Annotated in this window: 10 protein-coding genes; 3 read left to right on the forward strand and 7 right to left on the reverse strand. The window is 73.1% G+C overall.

Features of this window, described 5'->3' with window-relative positions:
- Complete coding sequence (locus tag AQJ46_RS21210) at positions 1 to 1263, forward strand: glycoside hydrolase 5 family protein (protein WP_107117305.1); 1263 nt, start codon at positions 1 to 3, stop codon at positions 1261 to 1263.
- Between the two features lie 82 nt (positions 1264 to 1345).
- Here the strand turns inward: AQJ46_RS21210 and AQJ46_RS21215 are convergent, their stop codons facing one another.
- From AQJ46_RS21215 to AQJ46_RS21245, 7 genes are all read right to left on the reverse strand, one after another.
- The gene (locus tag AQJ46_RS21215) at positions 1346 to 2824 is read right to left on the reverse strand and encodes a glycoside hydrolase family 3 protein (protein WP_059207100.1); all 1479 of its coding nucleotides are present in this window, start codon (positions 2822 to 2824) and stop codon (positions 1346 to 1348) included.
- 52 nt (positions 2825 to 2876) lie between these two features.
- Positions 2877 to 4379, reverse strand: a complete 1503-nt coding sequence (locus AQJ46_RS21220; protein WP_059207101.1) for a tryptophan 7-halogenase — start codon at positions 4377 to 4379, stop codon at positions 2877 to 2879.
- A 44-nt stretch (positions 4380 to 4423) separates the two neighbouring features.
- Positions 4424 to 12253 carry a type I polyketide synthase gene (locus tag AQJ46_RS21225; RefSeq protein WP_063803829.1) on the reverse strand — a complete coding sequence of 2610 codons (7830 nt, stop codon included), beginning with the start codon at positions 12251 to 12253 and terminating at the stop codon, positions 4424 to 4426.
- Positions 12254 to 12384: 131 nt separating this feature from the next.
- Positions 12385 to 12792 carry a peptide-methionine (R)-S-oxide reductase MsrB gene (msrB, locus tag AQJ46_RS21230; protein ID WP_059207102.1) on the reverse strand — a complete coding sequence of 136 codons (408 nt, stop codon included), beginning with the start codon at positions 12790 to 12792 and terminating at the stop codon, positions 12385 to 12387.
- A 13-nt stretch (positions 12793 to 12805) separates the two neighbouring features.
- A complete protein-coding gene (murC, locus tag AQJ46_RS21235) occupies positions 12806 to 14197 on the reverse strand; it encodes a UDP-N-acetylmuramate--L-alanine ligase (RefSeq protein WP_059207103.1) in 1392 nt (463 codons plus the stop codon).
- Positions 14198 to 14268: 71 nt separating this feature from the next.
- Positions 14269 to 14742 (reverse strand): indole-3-glycerol phosphate synthase, encoded by a 474-nt coding sequence (locus AQJ46_RS21240; RefSeq protein WP_176742660.1) that lies wholly within the window; start codon positions 14740 to 14742, stop codon positions 14269 to 14271.
- Positions 14743 to 14856: 114 nt separating this feature from the next.
- Positions 14857 to 15651, reverse strand: coding sequence for a pyrimidine reductase family protein (locus AQJ46_RS21245; protein ID WP_059207104.1), 795 nt, complete (start codon positions 15649 to 15651; stop codon positions 14857 to 14859).
- A 37-nt stretch (positions 15652 to 15688) separates the two neighbouring features.
- On the opposite strand from AQJ46_RS21245, the gene zapE reads away from it, so the two are divergent.
- Together zapE and AQJ46_RS21255 are read left to right on the forward strand one after the other, a co-directional pair.
- Positions 15689 to 16807 carry a cell division protein ZapE gene (gene zapE / locus AQJ46_RS21250; RefSeq protein ID WP_059207105.1) on the forward strand — a complete coding sequence of 373 codons (1119 nt, stop codon included), beginning with the start codon at positions 15689 to 15691 and terminating at the stop codon, positions 16805 to 16807.
- 193 nt (positions 16808 to 17000) lie between these two features.
- Positions 17001 to 17393, forward strand: a complete 393-nt coding sequence (locus tag AQJ46_RS21255) for a hypothetical protein (RefSeq protein WP_059207106.1) — start codon at positions 17001 to 17003, stop codon at positions 17391 to 17393.
- The last annotated feature ends 25 nt before the right edge of the window (positions 17394 to 17418 follow it).

The following is a 17418-nucleotide window of genomic DNA, read 5'->3' on the forward strand; positions in this document are numbered from 1 at the left end:
TTGATACATTCGCGCAGGACAAGGGCCCGGCCCGAGGAGGATCCCATTCCCACGCTCCGCTTCGGCGTCAACTACACGCCCCGCCACGGCTGGTTCCACGCCTGGCACGACTTCGATCCGGGCCGCGCCCGCGAGGACCTGGACCGGATAGCCGGGCTCGGGCTCGACCACGTCCGGGTCTTCCACCTCTGGCCGCTCCTGCAGCCCAACCGCACCCTGATCCGCACCGCAGCCGTGGACCAGCTGGCACGGCTGGTCGACCTGGCGGCCGAGGCGGGCCTCGACGTCCTGGTGGACGGCGTGCAGGGCCATCTGTCGAGCTTCGACTTCTACCCGGAGTGGACCCGCAGCTGGCACCACCGCAACGTCTTCACCGACCCGGAGGCGATCGACGCCCAGGCGGACCTGCTCCGCACCCTCGGCCGCGCCCTCACCGGCCACCCGAACCTCATCGGCCTCCAGCTGGGCAACGAGCTCAACAACCTCATCGAGCACAACCCGGCGACGGTGGCCGAGGTCGACCACTACCTGGACACCCTGCTGGCCGCCGCCCGGGACGGCCTGGGCTCCCGGGGCCTGGTCACCCACTCCGCGTACGACGCGGCCTGGTACGGCGACGACCACCCCTTCACCCCGGAGGCCTCGGCCCGCAAGGGCGACCTGACCACGGTCCACCCCTGGGTCTTCTCCGGCGGCTGCGCGAGCCGCTACGGCCCCCGCTCCCCCCAGGTCCTCCATCTCGCCGAATACGGCACGGAACTGGCCAAGGCCTACGCCGAGGACCCGGCCCGCCCGGTCTGGGTCCAGGAAACCGGCGCCCCCGAACCTCACATCCCGGCCGCCGACGCCCCGCACTTCGCCCGCGAGACCATCCTGAACGCATCGGGTTGCGAGAACCTGTGGGGCGTGACGTGGTGGTGCTCCCACGACGTGGACCGCTCACTGGCGGACTTCCCGGAGCTGGAGTACACGCTGGGGTTGTTCGACGCGGAGGGGCGCCCCAAGCCGATCGCGGAGGCCGTGGCGGCCACGGTGGCGGAACTTCGGGCCAAGCCGTTGATCGCGGAACCCCGGGCCACGGCTCTGGTCCTGGACTGCACTCCGTCCACGCGCTCGATTTCCGGCCCGGGCGGGGTCTACTTCGACGAGTGGATGCGACTGCGCCAGCAGGGCGTCCGCCCAACGGTGGTCCTGGCGGCGCAGGCAGAGGACGAAAGCCACCTGGCGGCGAGGGGCATCAAGGAGCTCATACGAATCCCGTGACGGTGAGGGTCTTCAGGGGCGCGGGGCTGTATCGATATGCGGCTCCGCCGCGTGGGCGCGACAAGCCCCCACCGGCCCGCTGCTACCGCGCAGCGCTCAGCACCTCTGCCACGGCCCGCAAATTGACCTTCCCCCGCCCGTAAGAGCACAACGCATTCCCCTCCGCCAGCCCCGTGGCGACCCGCACCACCCCCGGCCGCCGGGCCTCGATCACCTCCCGCATGCGGGCCTGCCAGGGATGCAGGCCCGCATCGCAGGTGGCCACGACCAGGGGCGCACCCCCGGCCCTGGCCAGGATGTCCTCGACCGCACCTTCCAGATCGGCGGGCTCCCCGTTGACCGCCGTCCCCGTGGCCATGGGATCAACGGCCAGCACCGCCGTCAGCAGATCCTCCCCACCCCAGTTCAACGCCGGATGCGGCGCCGGAAACAGGTCCACGACATGCGCCCCGGACACGCGCCCCGGCGCAACCTGCCCCCGCAGGGCCCGCCGGGCCGCCTCCAGCCCCGCTCCCGCGTCCCATACGGCCACCTCGCTCGCCGGTGTCGCATACCGTTCCGCCAGCCGCTCCACCCGTGCCGAGGCCTCCCGGATCCGTTCCTCGGCGAGCACCCGGTCCCGCAGCGCCTCGAGCAGGGCGTCCCGGCACTCCAGCGTCACTCCCAGATCCGCCACGGCGACGATGACCTGGTCCGCTCCGGCGGCGAGGGCGATCCGCGCCCCCGCGGCCTCCCCGTAGAGGTCCGCGATCGCCTTCATCTCCAGCGCGTCGCTGACCAGCACCCCGTCGAATTCGAGCTCGTGCCGCAGCAGATCCCCGAGGATGCGCCGGCTGAGCGTGGCCGGCCGGTTGGGATCCAGTGCCGGGAAGACGACATGCGCGCTCATCAGCATCGGCACGCCCGCGGCTATCGCGGCCCGGAAGGGGCCGAGGTCGAGTTCCTCGTACGGCCGCGGGTCGACGGCGACTTCGTGGTGGCTGTCGGTGAGCGTGCCGCCGTGCCCGGGGAAGTGCTTGGCACAGGAGGCGATGCCCCGCGCCTCGGTGGCCGCGATCCAGGCGCTCAGGTGCCGGGAGACCAGTTCGGGCTCGGTCCCGAAGGCGCGCGTGCGCACGATCGGGTTGTCGGCCTGTCGCTGGATGTCGGCGACGGGGGCGTAGGAGGCGGTGATGCCCAGCGCGGCCAGATGTCCGGCGAGGGCGTCGGCGCAGCGGGCGGTGAGGTCCGGGTCGTCGACGACACCGAGGGCGTAGGAGCCGGGGACCTCCGGGGCGCCCGCGGCGACGAGGTGCCCGATGCCGCCGCCCTCGTTGTCGATGCCGACCAGCAGGTCCGGCCTCAGCGCCCGCAGCGTGTCGGTGAGCCGGCGCACCTGTTCCGCGTCGCGCACGTTGCGGGTGAACAGGATGACTCCGCCGAGACCGCGGTCGACGAGCCGCTTCAGGGTGTCGGGGACGGTCGTGGTGCCTTCGAACCCGGCGACGAGACAGCGGTGTGCGGCCTCGTCGAGGTCGACGGGCAGGGCGGTGCGGGCAGGCTGGCGCTCGGTGTGGGTCACCCCCGGAATCCTCTGGCTCGTCCAGCCGAAAGTCAACATGCCAATGGTTCGGTCATTCATCGCCGGGCTGGGCGGCCGTTCCTCGAACCGTGTCCCAGCCCAGCCCGTCCGCGGAGGCGACGAGGTGACCGGGGCCCGCCGGACCGGTGCCGTCCAGGGGGCCGCCGTAGAGCGCCTGCTCCTGGAGTTCGTTGCCGGTCCGGAAGGTCTCGCCGACGACCCGCGTGGACAGCAGCGGGTTCACCCGGTCGTCCGCGGTCGCCAACCGGCCCACCGCGCCGTCCAGTTCGGCCGCCGCGGCACTCCAGTGGTCCCCGAGCCGGTCCGGCCCCAGCACCGCCGAGTCACCCGAGACCAGTCCACCCGCCAGCTCGGCGAAGGCCGCCACCTCGGTGCTGTCGACCTTCGTGACCTTCTTCGCGGACCAGAAGTAGGACTCGTCGTTGCGTTCCATGTCGTAGAAGGCGATGAGGAACTCGTAGAACACCCCGTACTCACGCCGGTACCGCGCCTCGAACTCGGCGAAGCCGCGCTCCTCGGGCACACTGCCATCGAGTGCCGAGTTGACCGCGCGGGCCGCCAACAGGGCACCGTAGGTGGCCAGATGGACGCCGGACGACAGCACCGGATCCACGAAGCAGGCGGCGTCACCGACGAGCGCCATTCCGGGCGTCCAGAAGAACGTCTTCCAGTACGACCAGTCCTTGCGCACCCGCACCTGGTCGTACGGCGGCTCGGTCGCGGCCGGCACTCCGTCGAGCAGCTCGGCGACCTCCGGGCAGGCCCGGATCATGTCCTGCCAGGCGGCCCTCGGATCCCGCTGGACGGCGGCGGTGTGCTCGGGCGAGATCACGGCGCCGACGCTGGTCAGATCGTCGCGCAACGGGATGTACCAGAGCCAGCCGGCGTCGAACGCGGCACAGAAGATGTTGCCCCTGTTCGGCTCGGGGAGCCGGCGTCCGCCCGCGAAGTACCCGAACACGGCGAGGTTGCGGAAGAAGTCCGAGTACACCCGCCTCCCGCCCACCCCGGAGTGCACCCGGCTGGTGTTGCCGGACGCGTCGATGACGTAACGCCCGTACTCGGTACGGGCGTTGCCGTCACCGTCGGTGTACTCGACCCCGCGCACCCGCTCGTCGTCGGCGACGACCCGGCGCACCGTGCTGCCCTCCCGCACCTCGGCACCGACGCGGGCGGCGTTGCGCAGCAGGATCTCGTCGAACCGGGAACGCTCCACCTGGAAGGCGGTCGCCGTGGGTTCGGGGAGCCGGGGCGTCATGGAGAAGGAGAACTGCCACGGCTTCGGGTCGCGCCCCCAGCGCAGGGTGCCTCCGCGCTTGAGGGTGAACCCGGCCTCGGCGACCTCCTCGGCGACACCGAGGATGCCGCACAGACCGTGCACGGTCGCCGGCAGCAGCGACTCGCCGATCTGGTACCTCGGGAAGGTCTCCCGCTCCAGCAGCAGCACCCGGTGCCCGCGCATCGCCACGGCGGCCGCGGCGGTCGAGCCGGCCGGCCCGCCACCGACGACGATCAGGTCGTACTCGGGGTCCATCGGGAACTCCAGTTCTCGGTCGGGGGTTTACGCGGGTCGTGGGCCTACTCGGGCAGCCAGGCGCGGATCGCCGCTGCCGTGGAGTCGGCGTCCTGGTGCACGACGGAATAGTGGTCGCCGGAGACGTCCGCGGTGTCGTGGGGCAGCGGCCAGTGCGGCAGCCAGTCCCCCTCGGGGTCGATCCTCCGCATCTCGGCGGTCGGCCGGCCGCGCAGCAGCAGCGTCGGCACGGGGGACGACTCCGGGACCGGCTCGGGGTGCCATCCCTCGAGAACGCGCGCATAGCCACCGCCCGCGATCAGCAACGAGTCGTCGAACTCCGCGACCACGTCCGCCGGCAGGGCGGCACCGGCCGCCATCAGGGCGAGTGCGCGCGCGTCACCGCGCTGGAGCACGCCCGCGTGGGAGTCGATCAGGACGACACCGGCCGGCGGCTCTCCGGCGGAGGCCAGCCGGCGTGCCACCTCGTGCGCGATCACCCCGCCGGCGCAATAGCCGACCAGGACCACAGGGCCGCCCCGGGCGATCTCCCGCACCGCGTCGGCGTGCGCTCGCGCCAGCGTCTCCATCGAGTCCGGCACCGCCCGGCCGGCCCCGAACCCCGGATGCTCCAGCAGGTACAGGTCCCGCTCGCCGGCGAACTGCCGGGCCAGTCCGGCGGGAACGCGCTGGAAGGGTGCGAGGTAGTCGGGGATGTAGGCGAGCGCGGCGGCACTTCCTCCGGTGCCGCTCCGGGCGAGCCGGACGGGCCCGACGGCATGCCGGGCCCGGTCGGTCGCGGTGAAGGACGGCAGGGCGTACGAGGCGACGTACCGCAGGGTCATCGCCTCCAGCGGGCCCTGCTCGCCCAGGACGCGGTGGTAGAGGGTGGTGAACCGGTAGGCGGACGACGGTACGTGAGCCGCCGTCTCCGTCACCGGGGTGCCCGCAGGCTCCTCCGGCCCCTCCAGCCCCTCCGGCCCCTCCAGCCCCTCCGGCCCCTTTGGTTCCGGCAACGCGCCCGCCTCCCCCAAGGCGTCGAGGATGTGCGCCGACAGCCCCTCCAGCGTCGGATGTTCGAGGACGACCGTCGGGGCCAGCCGCACCCGCGTGAACGCGCTGAGCCGATTGCGGAACTGAAGGGCCGTCAGCGAGTCGAAGCCGAGCTGTCCGAACTCCCGGTCGGCGGGGAAAGCGTCCGCGTCCGGGAAGCCGAGCACCGCGGCCAGTTCGGCGCGGAGCAGACCCGCCAGCACACCGGCGCGGTCCGCCTCGGGAGTCGCCGCGAGCCTCTTGCGCCAGGCACCGGGAGCGTGGCCGGCCGCGGGTGCCACGGCGACCGGTGCCGGGCGCGCCGGAAGCAGGTCGGCGAGTACCGGCGGCAGGGTCGAGCCGCTCGCCGTGGCGCGGGCGAACGGGACGGGCACCAGCACCGGTTCCGCCGTGCGCAGCGCGGAGTCCAGCAGTTCGACGCCCGTCTGCTCGGTGACCGCGGGGACCCCGCCGTCGGCCGTCAGGTGCGGCGCGACGCGGCCCGCCATGCCCTCACCGTGCGCGATGGTCCAAGGGCCCCACGCGAGGGACTGCGCGGGCAGCCCGCGGGCGGCCCGGTACTCGGCCAGCGCGTCGAGGAAGCCGTTGGCGGCCGCGTAGTTGGACTGTCCCGGCCGGCCCAGCACACCGGCGGCCGAGGAGTACAGCACGAACGCGGACAGTCCCAGGTGCTCGGTCGCCTCGTGCAGATGCCAGGCGGCGTCCGCCTTGGGCGCCAGCACCTCGGCCACCCGCTCCGGAGTCATGCCGTCCACCACACCGTCGGCCACGACACCCGCCAGATGGAACACGCCGGTCAGGGGTGGCCTGACGGCCTCGACCAGGGCGTCGACGGCCGCCCGGTCGCTCACGTCACAGGCCACCACCCTTACATCCGCGGGCAGTTCGGCCGCCCAGCCGGGGGTACGGCCACTGCGGCTCGCCAACAGCAGGTGCCGTGCCCCGCGTTCGGCCACGAGGTACTGGGCGAGGCTCGCGGCGAGCGCACCCGTTCCGCCGGTGATCAGCACGGTGCCGTCGGGGAAGAGTGCGGGTGGCGGGGCGCTCGCAGGGCCGGCGGTGACCAGCCTGGGCACCAGGACCGTGCCGTCGTGCAGGGCGAGTTGGGGCTCGCCGGTGCGCAGGGCCGCGTCCAGTGCCGCGGGCGCGGCGGTGCCGCCGCGGAGGTCGACCTGCACGATCCGGCCGGGGTGTTCGGACTGAGCGCTGCGCAGGAACCCGGCCACCGCGGCCTGTGCGGGATCCGGGTCGTCCCCGGTGGCGTGACGGGTGAGTACCAGCAGACGGCCCGGACGGGGGTCGGCCACCCAGTCGCGTACGCGGGCGAGGACGGCCGTGACGAGTTCCCTGGCCCGGCCCGGCATGTCCTCGCAGGACCCGGTCGACAGGTCTGCCGTATCGAGCAGTTCGTACTCGGTGTCGGCGTGTCCGGCTTCCGTGGCGGGCCGCCAGGCCGGCTTGTACAGCTCGGTGGGCCGGACCTTCACCGCCCGGGTGACGAGGGACTCGACGGTGGCCAGGGGCCGCCCGTCCACGCCGGTCAGCGTCACCCGTACCTCGTCGGGTCCGAGCCGCTCCAGGCGCGCCCTCGCGGCGGTGGCGCCGGTCGCGTGCACGGTCACTCCGGTACAGGCGAGCGGGACGCGCGCCTCGCCCGGCCCCTCGGCCAGCAGCGCGGCGTGCAAGGCCGCGTCGAACAGCGCGGGATGCAGGGTGTACGCGCCGGCCTCCGCCGCCTCCTGCGGCTGCAGTGCCAGCTCCGCGAACGTCTCGGCGCCGCGCCGCCAGAGCCGGGTGACCGCGCGGAAGGCCCGGCCGTAGTGGTGGCCGTACGCGGCGGGCCGCGCATAGTCGACGGCGAGCTCCTCGGCGTCGGGGGGCGGCCAGGGCGTGTCCTGAGCGGCGGCGGGTGGCGTACCGGCCCCGGCAACGGACGCTTCGGCATGGCGGGTCCACGTCTCGCCCGTGCGTGCCCATACGGTGACCGTGCGGTTCCCCTCGTGATCGGGGGTGTCCGCGACCACCTGGATCGGCACCTGCTCCGACGCGGGCAGCACCAGCGGCTCGTGGAGGACCAGCTCGGACAGCCGCGGCGAGTCCTCCGCCGCGCCTGCCCCGGCCGCCCGGAACGCCAGCTCGGCGAAGACCGTCGCGGGCACCAGCACGCGGTCGCCGATCACATGGTCCGCGAGCCAGGGCTGCCGCGCGGTGGACAGCACTCCGCTGTACCGGGTCCGGGGACCGTCGGCGTCCGGCTGCGCCGGTCCGACGAGCTTCCGGTCGCCAACGGTGTCCTCGCCCCGCACGTCGAGCCAGTAGCGCTGCCGCTGGAAGGGGTACGTCGGCAACGGTCGCCGCCGGGCGCCGGTCCCGGCGTACACGGACCGCCAGTCCACCGGCACGCCGTGGACATGCAGCTCCGCCAGGGCCACGGCCGTCTCGGCGGCGGACGTGAACAGGGCCCCGGAGCCCGGCTCGACGCACTCCTCGGCCGCCGCGCTCAGCGCAGCCGACGGTCCGGCCTCCACGTACGCCGTCACCCCCGCCCGCGCCAGCCACCGCACCGCGTCGGCGAACCGCACGGTCTCGCGTGCCTGCCGTACCCAGTACTCGGCGGTCCGCATCGCGTCCGGCTCCGGGCGGCCGGTCAGCGTCGACACCACCGGCAGGGACGGGCGGTGGTAGGTGACCGACTCGGCGGCCTTACGGAAATCCTCCAGCATCGGGTCGAGCAGTGGCGAGTGGAAGGCGTGGCTGACCTTCAACCTGGTCGCCCTACGGCCGAGTCGAGCCGCCAGCGCGGACACCGCCTCCTCTTCGCCGGACAGCACCACGGACTCGGGGCCGTTGACCGCCGCGACGGCGACCCGGCCGTCGGACGCTTCGTCGAGCCGCTTCAGCACGTCCGTCAGGGGCGCCCGCACGGCGAACATCGCGCCGCCTGTGGGGAGTCCGGCCATCAGCCGGCCCCGCGCGGCCACCAGCCGTACCGCGTCGGACCGCGAGAGGACGCCGGCGATGTGGGCGGCGGCCAGTTCGCCGATCGAGTGACCGACCAGGAAGTCCGGCCGTACCCCGCAGTCGGCGAGGAGGGCGTGCAGGGCGACCTCGTAGGCGAACAGGGCGGGCTGGGCGTAGTCGGTGCGGTGCAGGAGGTCGCCGTCGGGGTCGTCGATCACCTCGCGCAGGGGTTGGTCCAGGAACGGGGTGAAGGCGTCGCACAGTTCGCTGAACGCCTTGGCGAACGCGGGGAAGGCGGCGGTCAGTTCCCGGCCCATGCCGGTTCGCTGGGCGCCCTGGCCCGCACAGAGCAGCGCCACCTTGGAGGTGCCGTGCGCGGTGCCCTTGCGCAGTGCGGGGCTGTCGGCGCCGTCGGCCAACTCCCGGAGCCCGGCGAGGAGTCCGTCGGCGTCGGCGGCCAGTACGGCGGCGCGGCGCTGGAGCGGAGTCCGGGTGGTGGCGAGCGAGTACGCGACATCCAGGGCGGCCGTGTCACCTGCCACGTCGGCCAGCGCCGCCGCCAACTCCCTCGCGTGGGCCCGGAGTCCGGCCTCGTCGCTGCCGCTGACGAGCCAGGGGGCGGCGGTCCGCGGGCTTCCGGAGCGGACGTTCCGGGGTTCCTCCTCGGCTTTCTCCGGCTCCTCGATGATCACGTGCGCGTTGGTGCCGCCGATTCCGAACGAGGAGACCGCCGCCCGGCGCGGCCGCTCCCGCTGCGGCCAGGGCCGGGCCCGGTCCAGCAGCCGTACCGCCCCGTCGGACCAGTCGACGTGCGGCGACGGCTGCTCCGCGTACAGCGACCTGGGCAGTTCGCCGTGGCGCATCGCCTCGATCATCTTGATGACGCCGGCCACCCCGGCCGCGGCCTGGGTGTGCCCGAAGTTCGACTTGACCGAGCCCAGCCAGACGGGGTCGTCCGGGTCGCGGTCGCGGCCGTAGGTGGCCAGCAGGGCGCCCGCCTCGATGGGGTCGCCGAGCGCGGTCCCGGTGCCGTGGCCCTCGACGGCGTCGACGTCGGCCGTACGGAGTCCGGCGTCGGCCAACGCCAGCCGGATCAGCTCCCGCTGGGCCTCGCCGTTCGGGGCGGTGAGGCCGTTGGACGCGCCGTCCTGGTTGACGGCGGAGCCCCGCAGCACCGCCAGGACCGGGTGGCCGTTGCGCCGGGCGTCGGACAGCTTCTCCAGCAGCACCAGGCCGACCCCCTCGGCCCACGCGGTGCCCTCCGCGCCGTCCGCGAAGGACCGGCAGCGGCCGTCCGCCGACAGCCCGCGCTGCCGGCTGAACACCACGAACGGCTTGGGACTGGCCAGGACGGTCACCCCGCCGGCCAGCGCGAGGGTGCACTCGCCCGCGCGCAGCGCCGCGGCGGCCAGGTCCATGGCGACGAGGGATGACGAGCAGGCCGTGTCGACGGTCAGGGCGGGGCCTCGCAGGCCCAGCACGTAGGAGATCCGTCCGGAGGCCACGCTGCCCGCCGAACCGGCACCGAGGTGCGCCTCCAGCGGGTGCTGCGACGCCCCGCCGCCGTATCCGCCGTGCATCAGACCGACGTAGACGCCGGTGGCGCTGCCGCGCAGCGAGCGCGCGGGGATGCCCGCACGCTCCAGCGTCTCCCAGGCGACCTCCAGCAGCAGCCGGTGCTGCGGATCGGTGGCCGTGGCCTCGCGCGGCGAGATACCGAAGAACAGGGGGTCGAAGTCGGCCGCGTCGGTGAGGAAACCGCCGCGTCGGGTGTACGTCGTCCCGAGCCGGTCCGGGTCGGGGTGGTACAGGGCGTCGACGTCCCAGCCCCGGTCGGCCGGGAACTCGCCGGTGGCGTCCACACCGTCGGACACCAGCCGCCAGAGGTCCTCGGGCGAGCGCACCCCGCCCGGGTAACGGCAGCCGACGGCCACGATCGCGATCGGCTCCGCGGCGGGACCGCGGCGCGGCTGTGCCGTCTCGCGGGAGCCGCCGTGGAGGCGCTCGTCCAGGTGGGCGGCGAGCGCGGCGGGGGTGGGGTGGTCCCAGACCAGGGTGGCGGGCAGCCGCAGTCCGGTGCGGACGCTGAGCCGGTGCCACAGGTTCATCGCGCCCATGGAGGTGAGACCGAGGTCGGCGAAGGCGGTGTGGGGGTCGATCGCCGCCGCGTCGGTGACGGGCGCCTCACGGTCACCGGCCGCCGGGGCGGAAGCGGGCGTGCCGGCGATCACCGACCCGTCGGAAGCGATCGGCTCACCGACGGCGTCCGACCCGCCGATCGCCGCGGTCTCCGCGCACACCAGCTCGGTCAGTGCCGCCCGCCGCTCCGCCGGGGTGCGGTCGGCGAGGCCCGCGAGGGTCTCCTCGGCCGGGCGCGCGGCGAGGCCCTCCCTGAGGACGGCCCGGCGGGGCTTGCCGGCCGCGGTGCGCGGGATGGCCGGGGTGAACAGGACGTCGTCGGGCACCTTGTGCGCGGAGAGCACCTCGGCGCACGCCCGCAGCAGGGCGCCCGTGTCGAGGCCCCGCTCCCCCGGCACGACGAACGCGACCGGGACCTCTCCGAGCAGCGGGTGCGGCCGCGCCACCACGGCCGCGTCCAGCACCCCGGGCAGCCCGCGCAGCACCTGCTCGACCTCTACGGGGTCGACGTTCTCGCCGCCGCGGACGATCCGGTCGTTCACGCGTCCTGTGACGGTCAGAGCCCCGTGCTCACCGAACCGCCCGAGGTCACCGGTGCGGTACCAGCCCTCCCCGGCCACCGCGCCCCCGTCGTGGTAGCCGAGCATGACGCCGGGCCCGCGCACCCAGATCTCGCCCTCGGCGCCGACGGCCTCCTCCCCGGTCCCGGGGTCGGCGAGCCGCACCTCCATGCCGGGCAGCACCGCCCCGCTGCTCCCCCGCGCCCGCGGCCCCGCCAGCGACTCCATCGCGATCTTTCCGCAGGTCTCGGTGCTGCCGTATCCGTCGAGCAGGGGTGCCCCGAGCCGCTTCTCGACCCGCTCCCGCAGCTCCGGCTCGCTCGGCGCCCCGGCGGTGACGCACACCCGCAGCGAGGGCACTTCGCCGAGTCCGGCGTCGAGCAACTGCTGGTAGGTGAGGGGCACTCCGCCCAGAACGGTCGGAGCGAACTCATCGATGAGCCGTAACAGCGCGGCCGGTTCCCGCAGCGCGGTGATCCGTGCGCTGCCGCCGGCCACGGTCGTACCGAGCACACAGAGCGAGTGGGCGTAGGTGTGCGCGAGCGGCAGCGGCCACAGCAGCCGGTCGTCCGCCGCCAGCCCCAGCCGGGGCACATAGCAGGCGACCGGCGACCAGAGCGCGGACCGCTGACTGGCGACGGCGGCCCGGGGGGTGCCCGAGGTGCCGGAGGTGTAGAGCAGCCAGGCGGGCTCGTCCAGACCGAGATCGTCGCGCGGTTCGCGTGAACGGCCGTCCGCCACCAGGTCGTCGAAGTGCACGACCCCCTCCGGCACAGGCCCCTCCCCGGCCACCACCAGGCGTGGCGCCCGCTCCCCGACCACACTGGCGATCCGGGCCAACTGCCGCCGGTCGACGACCAGGACCTCCGGATCACAGTCCGCGAGCAGCGCCGCCAACTCGGCGTGGGTTCCGCGCGGGCTCAACGGCACGCCCACGGCGGCGGCCCGGACCGTGGCGAGCAATCCCTCGACCAGTTCCACGCTGTTGTCGAGACAGAACGCCACCCTGGCCCCGCGCCCGACGTCCAGCGCAGCCGCCAACCGCCTTGTGCGGAGCTCCAGTTCGGCCCAGCTCACCGACCGCCGGTCGTCGGCGAAGGCGAGTTTCCCGCCGTATCGCGAGGAGTTCTCGACCAGCAACTCCGCCACGGGCCGGACCTCGGCCACTCCCCCGACACGCATGGGGCCTCCCTCTGGATCACCGAGTCCGCACCGTATCCCGCCCGCGCGCCCGGCACCGCATCACAAAGAGGGCCCACATGGCCGGAGTTGATCGGTCGGCGTCCGGAGGAAACGTGACCGGAACCGCTCCCTCAGCCCTCGTCCGCCGTCAACCGCAACGAGATGCTGTTGATGCAGTACCGCTGGTCGGTGGGTGTCGGATACCCCTCACCCTCGAACACGTGGCCGAGATGCGAACCGCAGCGGGCGCAGCGGACCTCGGTGCGGACCATGCCGTGGGAGCGGTCCGCGATCAGTTCGACCGCGCCGGTGTCCTTCGGGTCGTAGAAGGACGGCCAGCCGCAGTGGGACTCGAACTTCGTGGTGGAGGTGAAGAGCTCGGCCCCGCAGGCGCGACAGGAGTACACGCCGGTGGTCTTGCTGTTGGTGTACTCGCCGGTGAAGGCGGGCTCCGTCCCGGCCTGACGGAGTACGGCGTACTCGGCCGGGGTCAGCTCCGCACGCCACTGCTCGTCCGGCTTTTCGACGTCGTACGACATGAAGCTCAGCCCCTTACTTCGCGAGACGGTCCAGGATCAGCGGGCCGAGGTCCGTCACGTCACCCGCGCCCATGGTGAGAACGAGATCACCGGCCTTCGCCATTCCCGCGACCACCGAGGCCACGTCCGCCTTGTCGTGGACCGGCGTCACGTCCGCGCCCGCGGCCCGCGCCGCGTCGATGATCAGCTCGCTGGTCACCCCGGGGATCGGGTCCTCGCGGGCCGGGTAGATGTCCAGGACCAGCGAGCCGTCCGCCGCCGCGAGCGCCTCGCCCATCTCCGTGCCGAGCTCCTGCGTCCGCGAGAACAGATGGGGCTGGAAGACGACCAGGATGCGGGCGTCACCGGCCGCCGCCCGCATGGCCTCCAGGTCCGCCGTCATCTCGGTGGGGTGGTGGGCGTAGGAGTCGATGACCTGAACGCCGGCCGCCTCGCCCTTCAGCTGCAGGCGCCGCTTGACGCCCGTGTACGCGGCCAGGGCGGGAGCCAGCTCGGCGGCCGGGACACCCAGCGCGACGCCCGCCGCCAGCGCGGCCACCGCGTTGTGCGCGTAGTGGCGGCCGGGCACCGACACGGTGAAGGTGAGCGGCGAGCCGTCCAGCTCCACGGTGACCTCGCTCTTCAGCCCCTGCGGGACGACCGACAGCACGCGCACGTCGGCGTCCTCGGCGTCGCCGTAGGTCACCACCCTCACGTCACGCGTGGTGACGCGCCGGGTCAGCTCCCGCGCGCCCTCGTGATCGGCCGAGATCACCAGCGTGCCGCCCTCGGTGACGCGGTCCACGAACGTCTCGAAGGAGGCGTAGATCTCGTCCATCGACGCGTAGTTGGCGTGGTGGTCGAGTTCGACGTTGAGGACGATCGCGACCTCGGGGGCGTACTTGTGGAAGCTGCGGTCGGATTCGTCCGCCTCGGCGACGAAGATCTCGCCCTCGCCGTGCAGGGCGTTCGAGCCGGGGGCGTCCAGGTCGCCGCCGATCGCGTACGACGGCTTCAGGCCCAGTGCGCTCAGCGAGACGGCCAGCATCGACGTGGTCGTGGTCTTGCCGTGGGTACCGGCGACCGCGATCGGCCGCAGGCCGTCCATCAGCGAGGCGAGGGCGTCGGACCGGTGCACCACGGGGATGCCGAGCTCGGCCGCCCGCGCCAGCTCCGGGTTGTCGGCCCGGATCGCCGACGACACGACCACACAGGTGGCGTCGGAGGCCAGGTGCTCCGCCGCGTGCCCGATGTGCACGGTCGCCCCCAGCGCCCGCAGCGCCTCGGCGGTCGGGGACTCCTTGGCGTCGCTGCCGGCCACCTTCGCCCCGCGCTGCGCGAGGATCTTCGCGATTCCCGACATCCCGGCCCCACCGATCCCGATGAAGTGCGGTCGGTCCATGGCGGTAGGAAGGCCGGGGGCCATGTGGTGTCTCCCTGTGCATACGGCTACGGCGAAGGCCCCAGCTTATTGCCTGCGGCGACCGCGCCCGGCCCCTACTCCTTGCTGTGCGAGAACAGCTTCAGCACCGGCACGCCCACCTTGTGCCGCGCTCTCGACGCCCAGTCCCGGTGGAAGAACTCCTCCACGTAGTGGGGATCGGTCAGCACGATCACCTCGTCCGCTCCGATCTCGTCGACCAGGGACTTCAGCGCGTCCAGGGGGTGGTCCTCGATGAGCCGCCCCTCCGCCTCGCTCCCGGATGCCCTGAGCGCCTGCAGGGAGACCTCCAGGGCCCGCTCCCCCACGCCCTTCGCGGCCTCACCCTCGGGCGTCTCCCGCTCCCGTACGGCCTCGTCCAGCTCGCCCAGCGCCACGTCGTCGATGGCCCGCAGCAGGCGGTCGGCCTGATCCCCCCGAGGCTGGAGCAGCACGTGGAACGCGACCGACTCGTCACCGTGCAAGGTGGTGACGAACTCCACGTCGGCGGACGTCAGGGCCTTCTCGATCATCAAAACGCTGGTGAACACCAGTCGCCCCCTTCTCTACGCTCTGCGGAAACCATCCTGCCCGTGGTCGCACGGTACTGCCGGATTGAGTGTGCCCGCCGGAAGCCAAGCGGAACGATAGATTCCATCCGGCGGTCAAGCCCTGCGGTACCTGCTGTAGAGGAACCCGTCCTCCTCCAGCAGGGAGTCCAGTGCGAACCGTGCCGGCACCGCCACCGACGGCCCCCCGGCGATGCGCTGCGCGTCCCCCGCGGTGAGCATCGGGGACAGTGTCAGACAGAGCTCGTCGAGCACTCCGGCGGCCACCAGCTGGCCGAGCAGCCGGGGGCCGCCCTCGGTCAGCAGCCGGGTGTGTCCCAGCTCGGCGAGCGCCCGTACAACCCGCGCGGGGTCCACGCCGACGCCGTCCCCGGCGATCACCACGCGCGCGCCCGCCTTCTCGGCCGCGGCGATCCGGTCCGGGGCGGCCGCGGCGCCCGTGAGGATCAGCGTGGGCACCAGGGGCGAGGTGTACAGCGGGAGGGAGAAGTCCAGGTCCAGGCTCGCGGTGATCACCGCGATCGCCGGGACCGGGCCCTGTCCGGCCGCCTCGCGCAGCTGCGCGAACTCGTCCCGGACGCGTGCGGGCCGGTACCCCTCCTGGCGGACCGTCTCCGCACCGGCGATCACCACGTCCGCCAGAGCCCGCAGCGTCCCGAAGATCCGCATGTCGGTCGCGGTGGAGATGGGCTGCGAACGGCCCTCGTGCTGGGCGGCCCCGTCGATCGTGGACACCATGTTGGCCCGCAGCCACACCTCGGGGGTCCCGGGGCCGGGTCCGAGCTCGGGATACGCGTAGGCGGCGGCCAGCTCGGCGAGGCCCCACTCGTGGTCGGCCCCCTCCGGGCGCCGGGTCGCTGTCTCGTCGGTCACAGGGAACAGGCGTCGCATGTCGTGCAGTGTGGCACGGCCCTTAGCATGGTGAACCGTGTCTACTTCCCCCGCCGCGTCCGGGTTCGGCTCCATCGCCGACACCGCCCCGCTCTCCCTGTGCGACCGTGAGCCGCACGTCCCCGCGGACCGGCTGGTCGCCGAGATGGTGCCGCCGCCGCGGTTCGACTCGGTGCGTTTCGACACCTACATCCCGGACCCGAACCAGCCCAGCCAGACCGAGGCCGTCCGGGTCCTCGCGGGCTTCGCGGCGGGCCTCTCCGGCGCCCACGCGGTCGGCGGCGGCAAGCGCGGCTTCCTCGGTCTCGGCAAGGCGTTCGGGAAGGCCAAGGAGACCAAGACCCCGGCAGGCCCGCGCGGCGTCTACCTCGACGGGGGCTACGGCGTCGGCAAGACCCACCTGCTGGCCTCGCTCTGGCACGCCACCCCCGCCGAACCCTCCCTCAAGGCCTTCGGCACCTTCGTCGAGCTGACCAACCTGGTCGGCGCCCTCGGCTTCCAGAAGACGGTCCAGACGCTCTCCGGCCACCGCCTGCTGTGCATCGACGAGTTCGAGCTGGACGACCCGGGCGACACCGTGCTGGTCTCCACCCTGCTCGGCAAGCTGGTCGACGCGGGCGTGGCGCTCGCCGCCACCTCCAACACCCTGCCGGGCAAGCTCGGCGAGGGCCGGTTCGCGGCCGCCGACTTCCTGCGCGAGATCCAGGGCCTCGCCGCACGCTTCCGGCCCCTGCGCATCGACGGCGAGGACTACCGCCACCGCGGGCTGCCCGAGGCGCCGGCGCCGTTCGCCGACGAGGAGGTCACCAAGGCGGCGTACGCCACCGAGGGAGCCTCCCTCGACGACTTCCCGAGCCTGCTGGCGCATCTCGCCAAGGTCCACCCGAGCCGGTACGGCGCCCTGACCGATGGCCTGAAGGCGGTGTGCCTCACGGATGTCCAGCCGGTGCCGGACCAGTCGACGGCGCTTCGGCTCGTGGTGCTCGCGGACCGTCTCTACGACCGCGAGGTGCCGGTGCTGGCCTCCGGGCTGCCCTTCGACCGGCTGTTCAGCGAGGAGATGCTGAACGGCGGCTACCGCAAGAAGTACTTCCGCGCGATATCCCGGCTCACCGCGCTGGCGCGCGATGCGAAGGGCCTGGTCGAGGGCGCCTGAGGCGCTTCTAACGCATCGAATACGCAAGATCAAGAGCCGGTTCGCGCCACGACCCGGCACGCTTCAGCCTCTCTTCAGCTGGAAACGTTAAGTTAACCCTGCAAACAACTTTGCCGGGCTAAGGTGTTTCTTGACCGATCATTGACCAATGCTTGGTCTGGACTGGAAGCGTGAACTGCCGAGAGGGGGGCGCATGTTCCGAGGTGCGACGGTACGGACCGCACTGGCGGTCCTCACCGCCGTCCTTCTCGCGCTCCCCTTCTTCGCATCCACCGAAGGATTCGCAACCGCGCACACAGTCCGTCAGGCCAAGGCCAAGGCTCAGACCGGAACCAAGCTCTCCGGCAAGGCGGCCCGCGCCGAAGCCTCGGGCAAACGCCACTGCAACCACGTCGGGGACCCGACCGGTCCCCTGCGCACCCGCGACCGGCACCGCGCCGTCGACTTCGCCCCCCAGGGGCCCGAGCGCACGCTCTCGGCTCAGGAGCCGGCGGCCGCGCCTCAGCCGGTCGCAACCGGCGATTTCCCCCTGTCGAGACCCTCGACAGCCCACGCTCCAGCGGCACTTCAAGTGTTCCGCTGCTGACGGCAGAGCAGTTCCCCCCAGCTGT

Source organism: Streptomyces canus (assembly GCF_001514145.1).
GTDB classification, from domain to species: domain Bacteria; phylum Actinomycetota; class Actinomycetes; order Streptomycetales; family Streptomycetaceae; genus Streptomyces; species Streptomyces canus.